This window comes from Noviherbaspirillum massiliense JC206, assembly GCF_000312045.1.
Lineage (GTDB): Bacteria > Pseudomonadota > Gammaproteobacteria > Burkholderiales > Burkholderiaceae_D > Noviherbaspirillum > Noviherbaspirillum massiliense.
In genome coordinates this window covers 2,321,184-2,338,528 of the sequence record NZ_HE978634.1, presented here as the reverse complement: position 1 = coordinate 2,338,528, position 17,345 = coordinate 2,321,184, and the positions used below count along the sequence as shown (strand labels likewise).

General features: G+C 58.6%; 15 protein-coding genes. 6 read left to right on the top strand and 9 right to left on the bottom strand.

The window, feature by feature from the left end; all coding sequences use genetic code 11:
* Positions 1-19 precede the first annotated feature (19 nt).
* Entirely contained in the window at positions 20-241 is a 222-nt protein-coding gene (locus HGHM_RS11445) for a TIGR04438 family Trp-rich protein (RefSeq protein ID WP_019141670.1), read from the bottom strand.
* 153 nt (positions 242-394) lie between these two features.
* Here HGHM_RS11445 and HGHM_RS11440 point away from each other — a divergent pair, with 153 nt between their 5' ends.
* Positions 395-703 carry a c-type cytochrome gene (locus HGHM_RS11440; RefSeq protein ID WP_026075936.1) on the top strand — a complete coding sequence of 103 codons (309 nt, stop codon included), beginning with the start codon at positions 395-397 and terminating at the stop codon, positions 701-703.
* A gap of 142 nt (positions 704-845) precedes the next feature.
* On the opposite strand, the gene HGHM_RS11435 is transcribed toward HGHM_RS11440, so the two are convergent.
* On the bottom strand, positions 846-1,991 hold the full coding sequence (locus tag HGHM_RS11435; protein WP_019141668.1) for a branched-chain amino acid ABC transporter substrate-binding protein: 1,146 nt from the start codon (positions 1,989-1,991) through the stop codon (positions 846-848).
* 143 nt (positions 1,992-2,134) lie between these two features.
* On the opposite strand from HGHM_RS11435, the gene HGHM_RS11430 reads away from it, so the two are divergent.
* Positions 2,135-2,644 carry an Lrp/AsnC family transcriptional regulator gene (locus HGHM_RS11430; RefSeq protein ID WP_019141667.1) on the top strand — a complete coding sequence of 170 codons (510 nt, stop codon included), beginning with the start codon at positions 2,135-2,137 and terminating at the stop codon, positions 2,642-2,644.
* Between the two features lie 135 nt (positions 2,645-2,779).
* On the opposite strand, the gene HGHM_RS21185 is transcribed toward HGHM_RS11430, so the two are convergent.
* The 6 genes from HGHM_RS21185 to folD all read right to left on the bottom strand — a co-directional run bounded on the left by HGHM_RS21185 (position 2,780) and on the right by folD (position 8,710).
* On the bottom strand, positions 2,780-4,096 hold the full coding sequence (locus tag HGHM_RS21185; protein ID WP_019141666.1) for a D-amino acid dehydrogenase: 1,317 nt from the start codon (positions 4,094-4,096) through the stop codon (positions 2,780-2,782).
* Positions 4,097-4,232: 136 nt separating this feature from the next.
* Positions 4,233-4,628 carry a hypothetical protein gene (locus HGHM_RS11420; protein WP_019141665.1) on the bottom strand — a complete coding sequence of 132 codons (396 nt, stop codon included), beginning with the start codon at positions 4,626-4,628 and terminating at the stop codon, positions 4,233-4,235.
* Positions 4,625-5,050 carry a DNA polymerase III subunit chi gene (locus tag HGHM_RS11415; RefSeq protein ID WP_019141664.1) on the bottom strand — a complete coding sequence of 142 codons (426 nt, stop codon included), beginning with the start codon at positions 5,048-5,050 and terminating at the stop codon, positions 4,625-4,627. The genes HGHM_RS11420 and HGHM_RS11415 overlap by 4 nt, the downstream gene beginning before the upstream one ends.
* Before the next feature lie 84 nt (positions 5,051-5,134).
* Positions 5,135-5,767 (bottom strand): glutaredoxin family protein, encoded by a 633-nt coding sequence (locus HGHM_RS11410; protein WP_026075935.1) that lies wholly within the window; start codon positions 5,765-5,767, stop codon positions 5,135-5,137.
* A gap of 23 nt (positions 5,768-5,790) precedes the next feature.
* Positions 5,791-7,860, bottom strand: coding sequence for a M3 family metallopeptidase (locus tag HGHM_RS11405; RefSeq protein ID WP_019141662.1), 2,070 nt, complete (start codon positions 7,858-7,860; stop codon positions 5,791-5,793).
* Positions 7,861-7,864: 4 nt separating this feature from the next.
* Positions 7,865-8,710: a bifunctional methylenetetrahydrofolate dehydrogenase/methenyltetrahydrofolate cyclohydrolase FolD gene (gene folD, locus HGHM_RS11400; RefSeq protein ID WP_019141661.1), complete on the bottom strand. Its 846-nt coding sequence runs from the start codon at positions 8,708-8,710 to the stop codon at positions 7,865-7,867.
* Between the two features lie 242 nt (positions 8,711-8,952).
* Here folD and aceE point away from each other — a divergent pair, with 242 nt between their 5' ends.
* The 4 genes from aceE (at position 8,953) to lpdA (ending at position 15,942) form a co-directional block, all read left to right on the top strand.
* Positions 8,953-11,649, top strand: a complete 2,697-nt coding sequence (gene aceE, locus HGHM_RS11395) for a pyruvate dehydrogenase (acetyl-transferring), homodimeric type (protein ID WP_026075934.1) — start codon at positions 8,953-8,955, stop codon at positions 11,647-11,649.
* A gap of 142 nt (positions 11,650-11,791) precedes the next feature.
* Positions 11,792-13,447, top strand: a complete 1,656-nt coding sequence (gene aceF, locus HGHM_RS11390; RefSeq protein ID WP_019141659.1) for a dihydrolipoyllysine-residue acetyltransferase — start codon at positions 11,792-11,794, stop codon at positions 13,445-13,447.
* A gap of 108 nt (positions 13,448-13,555) precedes the next feature.
* Complete coding sequence (locus HGHM_RS11385) at positions 13,556-14,122, top strand: Ntn hydrolase family protein (protein WP_019141658.1); 567 nt, start codon at positions 13,556-13,558, stop codon at positions 14,120-14,122.
* 44 nt (positions 14,123-14,166) lie between these two features.
* The gene (gene lpdA / locus HGHM_RS11380; protein ID WP_019141657.1) at positions 14,167-15,942 is read left to right on the top strand and encodes a dihydrolipoyl dehydrogenase; all 1,776 of its coding nucleotides are present in this window, start codon (positions 14,167-14,169) and stop codon (positions 15,940-15,942) included.
* A gap of 65 nt (positions 15,943-16,007) precedes the next feature.
* Here the strand turns inward: lpdA and HGHM_RS11375 are convergent, their stop codons facing one another.
* Positions 16,008-17,210, bottom strand: coding sequence for an acetylornithine transaminase (locus HGHM_RS11375; RefSeq protein ID WP_019141656.1), 1,203 nt, complete (start codon positions 17,208-17,210; stop codon positions 16,008-16,010).
* Positions 17,211-17,345 lie beyond the last annotated feature (135 nt).

Sequence of the window (17,345 nt, the reverse complement as noted above, 5' to 3'; positions counted from 1 at the left end):
CTTGCGCGGGAAGACAGTCTTATTTCTTGTTGAATGTTTTCCTGACGCGCTCCTTGCGCATTTCTTCCAGCTGCTCATGGGCTTTGCGCTTGTCGAGTCCGAACATTTTTTCAAGGAATTCGAACCAGACGAATGCCACTATAAAAAGGCCTGCGATCCAGCCCCAGGAAATCGATGCAAACGGTCCGATTTCCAGGTAACGCAGCAGAGACAGCAAGACAATGACAATGATTAAGGGCATGGCAGCTTTCCTGTTTGTTGAGATCCGGTGAAAGATTGTAATGGCCGGCAAGGGGTGTCAACGATTTTGATGGCCGAGTGTTGTAGAAGCATGCTGCAATAATTTTGCAGCAATAGCAGGTAGAATCGGGTAGTTATCATTTTGGAGAAAACAATGAAACGTGCTTTGCTGGTTTGTTTGATGGTGGGCGGTCTTGTTTCCAATGCTGCGATGGCAAATGCCGACTTGGCCAAGGCGAAGAATTGCATGGCCTGCCACTCGGTCTCGAACAAGGTCGTTGGCCCTGCATTCAAGGATGTGGCGGCAAAATATGCCGGCCAGAAGGATGCGGAAGACAAATTGACGCAAAAGGTTCTGAAGGGTGGTAGCGGGGTATGGGGCGCAGTGCCCATGCCCGCGAATGCGCAGGTCAGCGAGGCGGAAGCCCGTACGCTGGTGAAGTGGGTCCTGTCCCAAAAATAAGCTGGCTTCTTCGATCGGATACAAAAAGCGCTCCCAAGAGCGCTTTTTTTTTGGCCATTTAGATTTGGGCCGCATTAAGTATGCCCCCAATGAAAAACGCCCGGTTCGTTGAACCGGGCGTTTCCCTGACTCAGAAAGAGACTTACTTCGTTACGGCGATCTGAGTACGTTTGCCGCCCTTGAACGTGTACAGGGTCAGGGTGCCATCCTTGATGTCGCCCTTGGAGTCGAAGGCGATCGGGCCGGTCACGCCCTTGTACTGGATCTTGGCCAATTCCGGCAGATACTTTTCCGGATCGGCCGAGCCGGCCTTTTGCATGGCGGTGGCCATCACCATGGTGGCGTCATAGACGTACGGGGCATACAGCTGAACCTCTACCCCAAACTTCTTCTTGAACGCAGCGCGGAACTCATCCATGCCTTTCTTTTGAGCTTCTTCCACACCGCCGGCTTCGGCGCACACCACCTTGTCTTCACCGACGGCGTCACCGGCCAGTTTGCCCAAGGCTTCGGTGCACACGCCATCGCCACCCATGAACTTGGCATTGATGCCCAGGGCTTTCATCTGGCGCAGCATCGGCCCGGCCACTGCATCCATGCCGCCAAAGAACACCACGTCCGGGTTCTTGGATTTAATCGCGGTCAGGATGGCATTGAAATCGGTGGCCTTGTCATTGGTGTATTGCTGGGCCACGATGGTCGCGCCGCTCTTTTTCGCGCCCTTGGCAAATTCTTCCGCCACTCCTTGACCATACGCGGTGCGGTCATCGATCACTGCAATCTTCTTGGCATGCAGGGTTTGCACTGCATAACGACCCAGGGTGCCGCCCAGCTGGCCATCGTTGGCGACCACACGGAACGCGGTCTTGAAGCCTTGCTGAGTATATTTCGGATTGGTCGCCGAGGGCGAGATTTGCGGAATGCCGGCATCGTGGTAAATGCGCGAGGCGGGAATGGTGGTGCCGGAATTCAAGTGCCCAATGACGCCGTTGACTTTGGCATCGACCAGCTTTTGCGCTGCTGCCGTGCCTTGCTTGGGGTCAGCCGCATCGTCTTCAGCCAGCAGTTCAAACTTGACTTTCTTGCCGCCGATGGTGACACCTTTGGCATTCAATTCATCGATGGCCATGCGCGCGCCATATTCATTGTCCTTGCCCAGGTGCGCAATCGGCCCGGAAATCGGCGCCACATGGCCAATTTTCACCACTTGCTCTTGCGCCTGCACCCCTCCTGCGATCACCCACAGCACTGCTCCGGCCAGCGGCAGCATTTTGATCGTGCTTTGCATAAAGTCACCTCCGAAGATTGAAAAAAGACAGGGTTACTGCAAAACTCACCTATTCAGAATTCTGAACAGGCAGACGGTACAACAGAAACAACCTTTCGCAAAGAGGGATTCTGGTATTTTTTTCAATTTTCCTTGATTTACATATGCCGAAATTTCATGCCTTAGACAAGGTCGACCGCAAGATCCTCAATCTTTTGCAAAAGGATAATCAGATCCCGACGCGTGTCCTGGCCGAAAAGGTGCATATCTCCCAGCCGACTTGCCTGCGCCGGATCCGCGAACTGCGGGAATCCGGCATCATCAGCGCCGAGGTGGCAATGGTGGATCCGTTTGCGCTGGGGTACGGCATGATGGCCTTTCTCGAGGTGTCCCTCAACAACCAGTCAGACGAGCATATGCAGGAATTCGAAGCGCGCATGGCGAAGGAAGCCGAAGTCATGCAGTGCTATTTCGTCTCCGGGGATTTCGACTACTTCCTCGTCGTGCATGTGATCGACATGGATGCCTACTATCAGTTTGTGCGGCGGGTCATCTCGGGTTCCGGCAATGTCCGCCATTTCCAGTCCCGTTTTCCGATGAAGCGCGCCAAGTTCTCCACCCATGTTGCTTTCGACGAAAAGGTTCCGGAACTCGCGGTGCGGGTTTCCAAGTAAGGCCACCCTGCCTGTGTAAGCCTTATATATGCGGGACGACGATGAAAAACGCCCCGCATCTGCGGCGTCGCGGAAGCGAGCAGCGCAAATGCGGGGCGGGGCGGACTAATCGGGCGGTTCTGCGATCGCGTCTGCTTATACCTGGGCCGGAGTGGTGACAGGATGCGGATTCCGTACATGGCGCGGCATGCCGGTGAAGGCGAAATCCACTTCCGGCTGGCGTCCGGACACGATTTCCGCGATAGCGCGGCCGGAACCGCAGCCCATGGTCCAGCCGAGCGTGCCGTGGCCCGCATTCAGGAACAGGTTGCTGAACCTGGTCTTGCCAATGTACGGCACATTGGACGGGGTCAGGGGGCGCAGGCCGGTCCAGTAGACCGGATTTTCATAGTCGCAGGCGTCCGGGAACAATTCCCGGGTGCGGCGGGTGATGGCTTCGCAGCGGGTAGTGTTCAGTTCCCGGGTGTAGCCATTCAATTCGCAGGTGCCTGCCACGCGCAGACGGTCACCCAGGCGCGATACCACCAGCTTGTAGCCATCGTCAGTCAGGGAAACGCTCGGGGCCGCATCCGGATCGAGCACTTTGTAAGTCGCCGAATAACCCTTGCCTGGATAGATCATCAGGTCAATGCCAAGCGGTTTCAGGAGCGGTACGGAGAAGCTTCCCATCGCCATCACGAAGGCATCGGCGCGCAGCACCTGGTGCCGGCCGTCCGGATTGATGATTTCCACTCCCGTGACTTTGGCCGCAGCACCGGTACCCTCGGTGAGCAGGCGGGTGATCGTGGTGTTGAACCGGAAATCCACGCCGCCTTCTGCGGCTTTCCTGGCCAGGCCGGTCGTGAATTTGTAGACGTCGCCCGATTCATCGGTTTCTGTGAAGTCGCCGCCGACGATCTTGTCGCGGATCTTGGCCAGAGCCGGTTCGATCCTCACCACTTCATCAGCGCCGATCGACTCGCGCGGGCAACCGAGGTCACGCATCAGCTTGGCTGCAGGCAGGGAGTCTTCGAATTCCTTGGCATCGGTGTAGAAATGCAGGATGCCGCGAGTCAGGTGGTCATACGAGATGCCCGTCTCTGCGCGGACTGCCTGCAATGTCTGGCGGCTGTATTCGCAAATGGCCACGATCTGACGAATATTGTCGGCGGTGCGCGCCGGCGTGCATTCGCGCAGGAAGTTCAGACCCCATTTCCACTGGAGCCATTCCGGCCGCAAGCGGAACAGCAGGGGGGCATCTTCCTGGCCCAGCCATTTCAGGATTTTCATCGGTGCCGAAGGATTCGCCCAGGGCTCCGCATGTGATACGGAAATCTGGCAGCCATTGGCAAAACTGGTTTCCTGTGCCGGCCCTGGCTGGCGCTCAAGGACGGTGACTTCATGTCCCGCCTTGTGCAAGAACCACGCAGAAGCGGTGCCGATGATGCCCGAACCCAATACGATGACTTTCATGAGGATCTCCGTTATTTGATAGCGGAATTGTAGAAAGTTATCGCTTGTTTATGTATTCAATCGGGTTGGCTGAAATTTATAAAATCGCCGACAGGTAAGGAGAAATGTTTGAAAAAACAAAAAAAGCACGAAAAATTTAAGTTTTTGTAGTTTTGAGTTTCGTGATTTCCTGTGAAACCGCGCGTGTGATCACGTCTTTGATCGTATGGCGCAGACCACCCCTGATTTCTTCGGCAAGTCCGGAGACTGCGACTTGCAGGACGTCGGCCAGGCTGTCACGAACGTGCTGCTCCAGCATGTAATCGACTCGCTCGAGCACCTGATACAGGATGCGTTCCCTGATTTCGGACTCAAGCCGGCTCCATTGTTCTTCCGTCCATTCCGTGCGTGCGCGCGCTTCAAGCGGGGTTTCATGCCTTGCCGCTTCGGGTGCGGCATCCATGGCTGGCGGAGACGGATCTTGCAGCGGCTGGTAGTCCGGAATGACCTCGGTCAATACCGGGATGCCGGCGTCGGGAGTGGAATTGTTCATGCTTTTTCTGCGACAAAGTGGCTCAGCGGGTAGCCGCGCTGCTTGTAAAAGCGAAAGCGTTCACGGCCGGCCGATTTATCCGCCTCGTCCGTGGAAATGATTTCGAACATGCGCTCGAACCGGGCGAAATGGGCCGGAGTCCTTGTCGACAGGTTGACGAGTATCTGGTGGTGCGGCAATTCCGCATGGTCGGCGTCGGTCAGGATCACCGGAGTAACTGCTGCCAGCGGATCGTCGGCCGTCACATGGGGCAGGAAATCCCGATCGGAAAATGTCCAGAGCGCCTGATCGAGCGCTGCCAGGTCTGCGTGGTCCTGGGTAAGCAGGACGATACGGCAGTTGGCGGCATAGGCCTTGCGCACCAGCCGGCATGCGTAGGCAATCTTGTTGGAGACGTCGCTGTGAAAATCGATCCGGGTCATGGCATACCGAAAAGCGTAACCTGCCGCAGCTGGTGGTCCCATGCTGCAGGCAGGGCAAATGAAGAAGCCGGGTTCAGGCCCGCATCAGAAGCGAAATCCTGGAGGCGCGTTGCCGACTGCCGGCGGCAGGTCGTTGTCCCTTGCCTCGGATGTCGGCTTGTCAGCCGAAGTGGAGCCATTCTGGGCTGTGGCAACCGGGCTGTTCGGTACGAGCGCCTGGGCTGCCGGCTGGCGATAGCTTGGAGGCAGTTTGCTGGTCTGGGGATAGCCGGCTGCGGTCAGGGCGGTATTCCATGCGCCTGCCTCGAAGCCGCGCTCCTTGCTGCGGCCGATCATGAGCACAGGCATCCGGCCTTCGCTGTCGAGTTGGCGGAATTTCGCAATATCGTCCTTGCTGGTCACGGTTTTTTCCGAGAAGGGGATGCCACGCCCCGTGAGCAGTTGGCGGCCTTCATCGCAGGGCGCGCAATTGCTGGTGGTGTAGAGCGTGACCGGATTGCCCTTGGTGGCCTGAGCCAACTCGAAGGGGAAATCGCTGGTATTTGCCGTATTGTCCGACAAGGATTTGGTTTCGACGCGCTTGGCCGAACTCGGTGGAGGCGTGTCGCTGTAGGTCACCTTGCCATCCGGTCCGACCCACTTGTAGAGCTGGGCGTGGGCACTTGCCGCCAGCAGCAGGGCAAACAGGGGCAATAATGAAAAGCCGGGTCGTTGCATGTTGTGTCTCTCCCTTCGTTCGTTCACGACGTCATTCCGCTATGGCGCAGCAAGGCATCGATGCTCGGTTCGCGGCCGCGGAAGGCCTTGAACGACTCCAGCGCAGGGCGGGAACCGCCCATGGCCAGGATTTCCGTCTGAAAGCGCAATCCGGCATCGGCGGATACCACATTGCCGGTCGCCGCAGCCGCTTCTTCGAAGGCGCTGTAAGCATCCGCGGACAGGACTTCAGCCCATTTGTAGCTGTAGTAACCGGCTGCATAGCCGCCGGCAAAGATATGGCTGAAAGAATGCTGGAACCGGTTGAATGAGGGCGGAATCAGCACCGCCACCTTGTGGCGCACTTCGTCCAGCAACGCCTGCACGGTCTTGCTGCCATAGGGATCATAGTCAAAGTGCAGGTGCATGTCGAACAAAGCGAACTCCACCTGTCGCAAAGTCTGCAGTCCGGACTGGAAGTTCTTGGCAGCGACCATCTTGTCATACAGAGCGCGCGGCAAGGGCTCGCCGGTCTCCGCATGGGAAGTCATGTGCTGCAGAACATCCCATTCCCAACAAAAGTTTTCCATGAATTGCGAGGGCAATTCCACAGCATCCCACTCGACGCCGGAAATGCCGGATACACCGAGCTCTTCGACCTGGGTCAGCATGTGATGCAAGCCATGCCCGAATTCGTGGAACAGGGTGATGACCTCATCATGGGTGAACAGGGCAGGACGGGCCCTGCCATCGGCGACCACTGGTTCGGAGAAATTGCAAGTGAGGTAGGCGACCGGCGTCTGCACGCTGCCATCCTTGCGCCGGCGGCCGCGGGCATCGTCCATCCAGGCGCCGCCCCGCTTGCCCTTGCGTGCATAGAGGTCGAGGTAGAACTGGCCGACCAGCTGGCCATTCTTTTCGATGCGGAAGAATTTCACATCCTTGTGCCAGGTGGGCGCGCTGTCCGGCTTGATCTCGATGGAGAACAGATTCTGCACCAGGCGGAACAAGCCTTCGATGACTTTCGGCTCAGGGAAGTATTGCTTCACTTCCTGATCGGAAAATGCATAGCGCTGCTGGCGCAGCTTTTCTGAGGCATAAGCGACGTCCCATGCTTCCAGTCTGTCGATGCCAAGCTGCTTCTTGGCGAAGGTAGTCAGTTCCGCCAGATCGTTTTCGGCAAACGGTCGCGCGCGCCGTCCCAAGTCTTCCAGGAAGCTGATTACTTCCTGGGGCGTCTTCGCCATTTTCGGCACGAGCGAGACTTCCGCAAAATTCTTGAACCCGAGCAGTTTCGATTCTTCGGCACGCAGCTTCAGAATTTCGATGATGATCTGGGTATTGTCCCATTCCGGCTTGCCGCCCAGTTCCGATGCCTTGGTCGCATTGGCACGGTAGATCGTTTCACGCAGGGAGCGCTTGTCCGCATATTGCAGCAGCGGGAAGTAGGAGGGGAAGTGCAGGGTGAACTTGTAGCCCGGCTTGCCGTCCTGCTCTGCCGCCGTGCGCGCAGCTTGCTTGACGTCCTCCGGCAAGCCGGCCAGCTCGGATTCATCGTCGACGAACAACGCATAATCATTGGTGGCATCCAGCACGTTTTCGGAAAACCTGGTGGAAAGCGCGGCCAGCCTTTCCTGGATCTCGGCAAAGCGCGTCTTCTTTTCTTGCGGCAGTTCGGCGCCGCCCAGGCGAAAATCGCGCAAGGCGTTTTCGACGATTTTCTTCCGTTCCGGCGACAGGCTTTCAAACCCGGCGCTCGCGCGCAAGGCCTTGTACTTTTCAAACAGCGCGAGATTCTGGCCCAGAGAAGTCCAGAACTCGGTCACCTTTGGCAGGTTTTCGTTGTATGCGGCGCGCAATTCCGGCGTGTCGTCGACTGCATGCAAGTGACCGACGATGCCCCATGCCCGGCCCAGCTTTTCGGTAGCGTTTTCGAGCGGTGCAACGAAGCTTTCCCAGGTCACCGAAGGCATCGGCGCTTCAAGCCGGGAAACGACTGCACGGTTTTCATCGAGCAGCGCGTCAATTGCGGGAGTGACGTTTTCGGGCTTGAACGCATCGAAACGAGGCAGGTCGAAAAAATCGAGCAAGGGGTTGTTCAAGTCGGTAGTCATGGATTTACGCTCTTTCTGCAGCTTCAATGGTGTTTACCAGCAGCATCGTAATCGTCATCGGCCCCACACCGCCCGGCACCGGCGTGATATAGCCGGCGACTTCCCTGGCGTGGGCAAAATCGACGTCGCCGCACAGCTTGCCATTGTCGTCGCGGTTCATGCCGACATCGATCACGACTGCGCCCGGCTTGATCATGTCGGCGGTGACGAGATTGCGCTTGCCGGTGGCAACCACCAGGATGTCTGCCTGCCGCGTGTGATGACCAAGATCACGCGTCTTCGAGTTGCAGATGGTGACGGTCGCTCCCGCCTGCAAGAGCAGCATGGCTTGCGGCTTGCCGACGATATTCGATGCACCAACGATGACTGCGTGCGCGCCGCGAACCGGATAGTCGATCGATTCCAGCATTTTCATCACGCCGTAGGGCGTGCATGGGCGGAACAGAGGCTGGCCGGTCATCAGCAGTCCGGCATTGCTGATGTGGAAGCCATCGACATCCTTTTCGGGGGCAATCGCTTCAATCACCCTGTGTGCATTGATATGCGCCGGCAAGGGAAGTTGCACCAGGATGCCGTGGATTTTCGGATCCTTGTTCAAGGCGTCGATGCGGGCCAGCAATTCCTGCTCGCTCATGTCCGCATCATATTTTTCCATCACCGAATACAGGCCATTGTCTTCGCAGGCTTTTACCTTGTTGCGCACATAGACCTGCGATGCCGGATCTGTTCCTACCAGAATTACTGCCAGTCCCGGCTGCTTGCCTAGGGCCGTGAGTTTTGCAGCGCGTTGCGCGACTTCGGCGCGCAGTTGACGGGAAAGTTCGGTTCCATTGATGAGTTGTGCGGACATGGGAAAAGCATCGAAGAGTGGGGTAAAACCGGATTATAAGTCGCCCGCCTGGCACAGTCCGCCGGACCGGAGGTGCCAGGAATTACATTTGTTTTCAAATTTCATATTGCAAAATCAAATCTCGTATTTTGAAAATACCGAAACTGTTGCTAGAATGTTTTTCGAAGTAAATAAGCTTCAGTTTTGTCACAAATCGCCTGTTGTGATGTCAAAGCGGCAGGTACCCCATTAGGAGACGCAACATGTCAGCCCAACTTGACCAGGTTTTGGCCCAAGCCGCCAATGATCCAGACGTAATGGAAACGCAAGAGTGGCTTGATGCCCTTGAAGCCGTGATTGAAGCGGAAGGTCCGGAACGGGCGCACTATCTGCTGGAACGCATGGTTGACCTCGCCCGCCGCCGTGGTGCCCATATTCCGTTTTCCAGCAATACCGCCTACGTCAACACCATTCCTGCCCACCTTGGCGAACACAGCCCGGGCAATCTCGAATATGAAGAACGCCTGCGCTCCTGGATGCGCTGGAATGCGATGGCGATGGTGGTCAAGGCCAACCGGGCTGACGGCGACCTCGGTGGTCATATTTCCAGCTTTGCCTCGCTGGCCAACATGCTGGGCACCGGTTTCAACCATTTCTGGCATGCGCCGAGCGAAAACCATGGCGGTGACCTGCTTTACCTGCAGGGCCATTCCTCTCCCGGCATTTATGCGCGCGCCTTCCTCGAAGGCCGTCTCACCGAAGAGCAATTGCTGAATTTCCGCCGCGAAGTCGATGGCAAGGGCCTGTCTTCCTATCCGCACCCGAAGCTGATGCCGGATTTCTGGCAATTCCCGACGGTATCCATGGGTCTTGGCCCGATCATGGCGATCTACCAGGCGCGTTTCCTGAAATATCTGCATGCGCGTGGCATCGCCGACACCGAAAAGCGGAAAGTGTGGGCATTCTGTGGCGACGGCGAAATGGATGAGCCGGAATCGATGGGCGCGATCGGGATGGCCGGCCGCGAAAAGCTCGACAACCTCGTCTTTGTGGTCAACTGCAACCTGCAGCGCCTCGACGGACCGGTGCGTGGCAACGGCAAGATCATCCAGGAACTGGAAGCCGATTTCCGCGGCGCCGGCTGGAATGTGATCAAGGTGATCTGGGGTTCCTACTGGGATGAACTGCTGGCGCGTGACAAGGAAGGCATCCTGCAGCGCGTCATGATGGAAACCGTCGACGGCGAGTACCAGAACTACAAGGCCAAGGACGGCGCCTATGTGCGCAAGCATTTCTTCGGCAAGCATCCGAAACTGCTGGAAATGGTTTCCAAGATGTCGGACGATGACATCTGGCGCCTGAACCGCGGCGGCCATGACCCGCACAAGATCTATGCTGCATTCAAGCAGGCCCAGGAGCACAAGGGCCAGCCGACGGTGATCCTGGCCAAGACCATCAAGGGCTTCGGCATGGGCCGCTCCGGCGAAGCGCGCAATACCGCTCACCAGACCAAGAAGCTGGACGACGAGGCGATCCGCGAAATGCGCGACCGCTTCAATATTCCGATTCCGGACGACAAGCTGGCAGAAGTCCCGTTCTTCAAGCCGTCCGACGATGCACCGGAAATCAAGTATCTGCACGAGCGCCGCAAGGCTCTGGGTGGTTACCTGCCGCAGCGCCGCGTGAAGGCGGATGAACACCTGCCGGTGCCGGAACTGGATGCGTTCAAGGCGGTGCTCGATCCGACTGCCGAGGGCCGCGAAATCTCGACCACCCAGGCCTTCGTGCGCATTATCACCACGCTGCTGCGCGACCAGAATCTCGGCAAGCGCGTCGTGCCTATCCTGGTCGATGAGACCCGTACCTTCGGCATGGAAGGCCTGTTCCGCCAGATCGGCATTTTCAGCCAGCAGGGTCAGTTGTACGAGCCAGTCGACAAGGACCAGGTGATGTACTACCGTGAAGACAAGTCGGGCCAGATCCTGCAGGAAGGCATCAACGAAGCGGGCGGCATGAGCTCGTGGATTGCGGCGGCGACGTCGTACTCGACGAACAACCGCATCATGATTCCGTTCTTCATTTATTACTCGATGTTCGGCCTGCAGCGTGTCGGCGATCTCGCCTGGGCTGCGGGCGACATGCGGGCACGCGGCTTCCTGCTCGGCGGCACCGCCGGCCGGACCACGCTGAACGGCGAGGGCCTGCAGCATGAAGACGGCCACAGCCATGTGCTCGCCTCGACCATCCCGAACTGCGTGCCTTACGATCCGACCTTCGCCCACGAAGTCGCCGTCATCATGCACGATGGCTTGAAGCGCATGGTCGAGAAGCAGGAAGATGTGTTCTATTACCTCACCCTGATGAATGAGAACTACAGCCATCCGGGAATCAAGCCCGGACAGGAAGAAGGTATCCTGAAGGGACTGTACCTGCTGCAGGAAGGCGAAAAGAAAGCGAAGCAGCGCGTGCAGCTGATGGGTTCGGGCACGATCCTGCGTGAAGTGATCGCCGCGGCCGACTTGCTCAAGAGCGACTGGGGTATCGGCGCCGATGTCTGGTCGGCACCGTCGTTCACCTTGCTGGCGCGTGACGGCCAGGATGTGGAGCGCTGGAACATGCTGCATCCGACCGAACAGCCGCGCGTGGCGCATGTCACGAAATGCCTGGAAGGCACGAAAGGTCCGATCGTGGCATCGAGCGATTACATGCGCACCTTTGCCGAGCAGATCCGTGCATTCATGCCGAAGGGCCGCAGCTATAAAGTCCTGGGTACGGATGGCTTTGGCCGCTCGGATACTCGCGCGAAACTACGCGAATTTTTCGAGGTCAATCGCTATTATGTGACTGTCGCTGCGCTCAAGTCACTGGCTGACGAAGGCGCCATCCCGGCGTCCAAGGTCGCGGAGGCAATTGCCAAGTACGGCATTGATCCGAACAAGCCGAATCCGGTTACGCTGTAACTCTCGATAAACAAGACTAACAATTTCCCTTCTCTCTCAGGCGAAGGGCCAGGAATGACGATGGGGGCCTCGGGCACGACCCGGACCCCCATTCCTGGCTCGTCCTCCCGGGAGAGGGAAGGGAATGAACGGAGCTAAAGCTATGAGCTTAACGGAAGTCAAAGTCCCGGATATCGGCGATTTCAAGGAAGTGGAAGTCATCGAAGTCATGGTCAAGCCGGGGGACCGGATCAAGGTTGATCAGTCACTGGTCACGGTGGAATCCGACAAGGCCAGCATGGAAATTCCTTCCAGCCATGCGGGCATAGTCAAGGAATTGAAAATCAAGGTGGGCGACAAGGTCGGTGAAGGTTCCTTGCTGTTGCTCGTGGAAGACGAAGGCGCTGCCGCTCCCGTCGTGCATGAACCGGCCGCCGCCAAGCCAGCTGCACCGGCAGCCGCTGCTGCACCGCAGGCAGCACCTGCCGCTGCAACGGCTTCTACTGTGGAAGTCAAGGTGCCGGACATCGGCGACTTCAAAGAGGTGGAAGTCATCGAAGTCATGGTCAAGCCGGGCGACACGGTCAAGGTCGACCAGTCGCTGGTCACGGTAGAGTCCGACAAGGCCAGCATGGAGATTCCGTCCAGCCATGCAGGCGTGGTCAAGGAATTGAAAATCAAGGTAGGTGACAAGGTTTCCGAAGGATCCTTGCTGCTGACACTTGCGTCGGCAGGCGCGGAAAGCGCGGCACCGGCAGCTGCACCCGCCGCACCGGCGCCGGCAGCCCAAACTCCGGCCGCTGCGCCAGCCGCAGCTCCAGCCGCGCCGGCTGCAGCACCTGCCAGGGTGTCCCCGACTGCCGCGCTGGAGCCGGTGGAACCGCAAGGCAGCAAGCCTCATGCGTCGCCTTCTGTCCGCAAGCTTGCACGCGAGCTGGGCGTGGATCTCGTCCGCGTGAAAGGCAGCGGTCCGAAAGGTCGCATCCTGCATCAGGATGTCCAGAGTTTCGTGAAGGCCGTAATGTCGGGCGCCACGGGTGCTCCGGCGGCAGCAGGCGGAACCCGGGGAGGCGGTGGCGGGCTCGATCTCTTGCCCTGGCCGTCGCTCGATTTCTCCAAGTTCGGGCCGACCGAACTGCAGCCGCTCTCGCGCATCAAGAAGATCAGCGGACCGAATCTGCACCGCAACTGGGTCATGATTCCGCATGTGACGCAGTTCGACGAAGCTGATGTGACCGACCTGGAAACCTTCCGCAAGGAATCCAACGAGGCACTGGCAAAATCCGGCGTCAAGCTGACCATGCTCGCCTTCGTGATCAAGGCCAGTGTCGTCGCGCTGAAGAAATTCCCGGCGTTTAACGCCTCGCTCGATGAAAAGGGCGAGAACCTGATCCTCAAGCAGTATTACCACATCGGTTTTGCCGCCGATACGCCGCAAGGCCTGGTGGTGCCGGTGATCAAGGACGCCGACAAGAAGGGCATCGCGCAGATCGCGAAGGAAATGAGCGAGCTCTCCTCTCAGGCACGCGAGGGCAAGCTGAAGCCGGCCGACATGCAGGGCGCAAGCTTCACGATTTCCTCGCTCGGCGGCATCGGCGGCACCGCCTTTACCCCGATCATCAATGCACCGGAAGTGGCGATCCTCGGCTTGTCCAAGTCGTCCATCAAGCCGGTCTGGGATGGCAAGCAGTTTGCGCCGCGCCTGATGCTGCCCTTGTCCCTGTCGTACGACCATCGGGTGATCGATGGCGCGATGGGTGCGCGCTTCGCCGCTTATCTGGCCGAAGTGCTGGGCGACATGCGCAAGTCCCTGCTGTGAAGCCTGGCGGCCAGAGGATCGGACAACAGGCGCAGGCGATGCCGTGCAGGACGATGAAGTCATGCTGCGGGCATCGCCGCTTCCCAGCTTAGTCCACGGAGATTCGCAATGACTACCTGTGTTGTCGTCAAGAAGAACTACGAGGTCGCTATAGCGTCCGATTCCCTGGTCACCTTCGGCGACACCCGCCTGTCGCATGCCTACGAAGTCAACGAGAAGATCTTCCAGGTCGGTGAGTCGTACATCACGCTGGCCGGCACCGCCGCCCATTTTCCGGTCATGCGCAAGCTGCTTACCGAGATGGGCGAAGAGTGCAAGCTGCGCAACCGCGAGGAAGTCTTCGAGACTTACTCGAAAGTGCACGAAATCCTCAAGGAAAAATATTTCCTGAATACGAAGGAAGACGAAGACGATCCCTATGAGTCTTCGCAGATCACTTCCCTGATCGCCAACCCCTATGGAATTTTCGGCGTGTATTCCTATCGCGAGGTATTCAGTTTCGATCGTTTCTGGGGTATCGGCAGCGGCCGCAATTTCGCGCTTGGCGCCATGTATGCCGTATATGAACGCGCAGAAAGCGCGCGAGATGTGGCGGAAATCGGCGTACGGGCCGGAGCGGAATTCGACAAGAGTTCGTCGGGGCCGTTCCGGATTTACAGTTTCCCAATGAAGTGAATAACCATTCCCGTGAAGGGAAAGGGGAGAACGGAGCTAAAGCTATGAGCTTAACAGAAGTCAAAGTCCCGGACATCGGCGACTTCAAGGATGTGGAAGTCATCGAGTTGCTGGTCAAGCCGGGCGACACGGTCAAAGTCGACCAGTCGCTGATTACGGTGGAGTCCGACAAGGCCAGCATGGAGATTCCTTCCAGCCATGCGGGCGTGGTCAAGGAATTGAAAATCAAGGTGGGCGACAAGGTATCGGAAGGCTCCGTGCTCCTGTCGCTGGAAACATCGGAAGACGCCGCAGCGAGCGCTCCCGCAGCGCCCGCGCCGGCCGCTGCACCCAAGGCTTCTCCTGCGCCTGCGGCTCCCGCCGTTGCACCGGCTGCCGCAAGCTATGGCGGCGGCAGCGACGTCGAGTGTGACATGCTGGTGCTGGGCGCGGGACCGGGCGGTTATTCTGCGGCATTCCGCGCGGCCGACCTAGGCATGTCAACCGTGCTCGTCGAGCGCTACGCGACACTGGGTGGTGTCTGCCTGAATGTCGGCTGCATTCCTTCCAAGGCGCTGCTGCACGTGGCTGCCGTGATCGATGAGACGGCAGCGATGGCGGCCCATGGCATCAGTTTCGGCAAGCCGGAAGTCGACATCGACAAGCTGCGTGGCTGGAAAGAAAAGGTGGTCGGCAAGATGACGGGCGGCTTGTCCGGCATGGCGAAGGCGCGCAAGGTGAACGTGATACAGGGCGTGGGACAGTTCCTGAGCCCCAACCACATGGAAGTCGCCGCAGCCGACGGCAACAAGAAGACCGTGCGCTTCAAGCAGGCGATCATTGCGGCCGGTTCGGCAGCGGTGAAGCTGCCTTTCGTTCCGGAAGATCCGCGCATCGTCGATTCCACCGGCGCGCTCGAATTGCGGTTCATTCCGAAGCGCATGCTGGTGATCGGGGGCGGCATCATCGGCCTGGAAATGGCGACGGTGTATTCGACGCTGGGCGCACGCATCGATGTGGTCGAAATGCTGGATGGATTGATGCAGGGCGCCGACCGCGATCTGGTCAGGGTCTGGCAGAAGGTCAACGAGAAGCGTTTCGACAGGATCATGACCAAGACCAAGACGGTCGGGGTCGAGGCACTGAAGGAAGGCGTCAAGGTGACTTTCGAAAGCGCCGAGCCCGGCGGCACGGCTCCCGAACCGCAGCTTTACGATATGGTGCTGGTGGCAGTGGGGCGCAGCCCCAACGGCAAGAAGATTGGCGCTGACAAGGCGGGTGTTGCGGTAACCGATCGCGGCTTCATCAATGTCGATTCGCAGATGCGCACCAATGTCCCCCACATCTTTGCCATCGGCGACATCGTCGGCCAGCCCATGCTGGCGCACAAGGCGGTGCACGAAGGACATGTCGCGGCGGAAGCCGCGGCGGGACAGAAGTCGCACTTCGATGCGAGCGTCATTCCGTCCGTCGCCTATACCGATCCCGAAGTAGCCTGGGCCGGCATCACGGAAGACGAGGCGAAAGCCAAGGGCATCAAGGTGGAAAAAGGCCTGTTCCCTTGGGCAGCAAGCGGACGCGCGGTGGCCAATGGCCGCGAGGAAGGCTTCACCAAGCTCCTGTTCGATGCCGAGACGCACCGCATTGTAGGTGGCGGTATCGTCGGTACCGATGCCGGCAACCTGATCAGCGAAATCGCGCTGGCGATCGAGATGGGTGCCGATGCAGTTGATATCGGCAGAACCATCCATCCGCATCCGACGCTTGGCGAATCGGTGGGCATGGCGGCCGAAGTGTTTGAAGGCGTCTGCACGGATCTTCCGCCGGCGCGCAAGAAATAATTCGGGCAGCATAAAAAAGGGGCGACGCTTAAGGGCGTCGCCCCTTTTTCATTGGCGGGATTGTATTAATTTCCCAGCTTTTTCAGTATGTCCGAGAGCATGGAAATCATCTGATCGATTTCCTCGGTCGTCACATTCAGGGCCGGCATGAAGCGCAGCAGGTCCGGGCGCGGCGAATTGAGCAGCAGGCCGACCGGGTTCATGTCGCGTGCCGCATCCACGATTTGCGGACCGATATCCTTGCCCAGCTTCAGGGCGCGCAGCAAGCCTTCGCCGCGTTCGGTTTCGAGGCCATGCTTGGCGCACAGCTTGAGCAGTTCGCCGCGCATGTAGGCGCCTTTGTCCTTCACCGATTGCAGGAATCCCGGTTTCAGCAGTTCCTTGATGACTGCAACACCCACTGCCGTCATCACCGGGTTGCCGTTGTAGGTGCCGCCTTGTTCGCCCGCTTCGAATACCGCGACCTCTTCACGGCAGAGCAGGGCAGCCAACGGCACGCCGCCACCGATGCCTTTCCCGAGCGTCATGATATCCGGCTCGATGTCCGACAACTGGTAGGCGAACAGGGTACCCGTGCGGCCCATTCCGGCCTGCACCTCGTCGACGATCAGCAGCAGGCCGCGCTTCCTGGTAAGTTCGCGCAAGCCCTGCATGAACTCGCGAGTTGCCGGCAGCACGCCACTTTCGCCCTGCACCGGCTCGAGCATCACGGCGACGGTCTTGTCGGTGATCAGCCTTTCGACGCTGGCAAGATCATTCAGCTCGGCCTTCGGGAAGCCCGGCACCTGCGGCGCGAACATGCTGTCCCAGCCGGCCTTGCCGCTGGCGGACATGGTGGCGATGGTGCGACCGTGGAAGCCGTGGTTGAAGGTGATGATCTCGTACCGATCCGCTCCGGCCTGGTTCTTGTTGACCTTGCCCCATTTGCGCGCCAGCTTGATCGCGCCCTCGTTCGCCTCGGCGCCGCTGTTGGCAAAGAAAACCCGGTCGAAGCAGGAATTCTTCGTCAGCAGCGAAGCCAGTTCGATGGAAGGCGCGTTATAGAAGGCGGGGGAAGGATTGATCAGCTTGCCGGCCTGTGCGGTCAACGCATCCACGATGCATTGCGGCGAATGGCCGAGGCAGTTCACCGCCCATCCTTGCAGATAATCCAGGTAGCGCTTGCCGGCATGATCAGTCAGCCACATTCCGCGTCCTTCAACAAAGACGAGCGGCGGGCGATTGGTGATGCGCATGAGGGCATTGGTGTCGTACTGGCTGAATTCCATGTCGAAACTCCTGGCAAGGGCGGTTGATGAATGATGTCCGCGAAGGGCGATTAAAAAAAAAGCCACAGGGCGGGCCTGTGGCTTGATGATCAGCTGACGCTTACAAGCAGGGCTCCGCAGGCTGGGGCAGCGGAG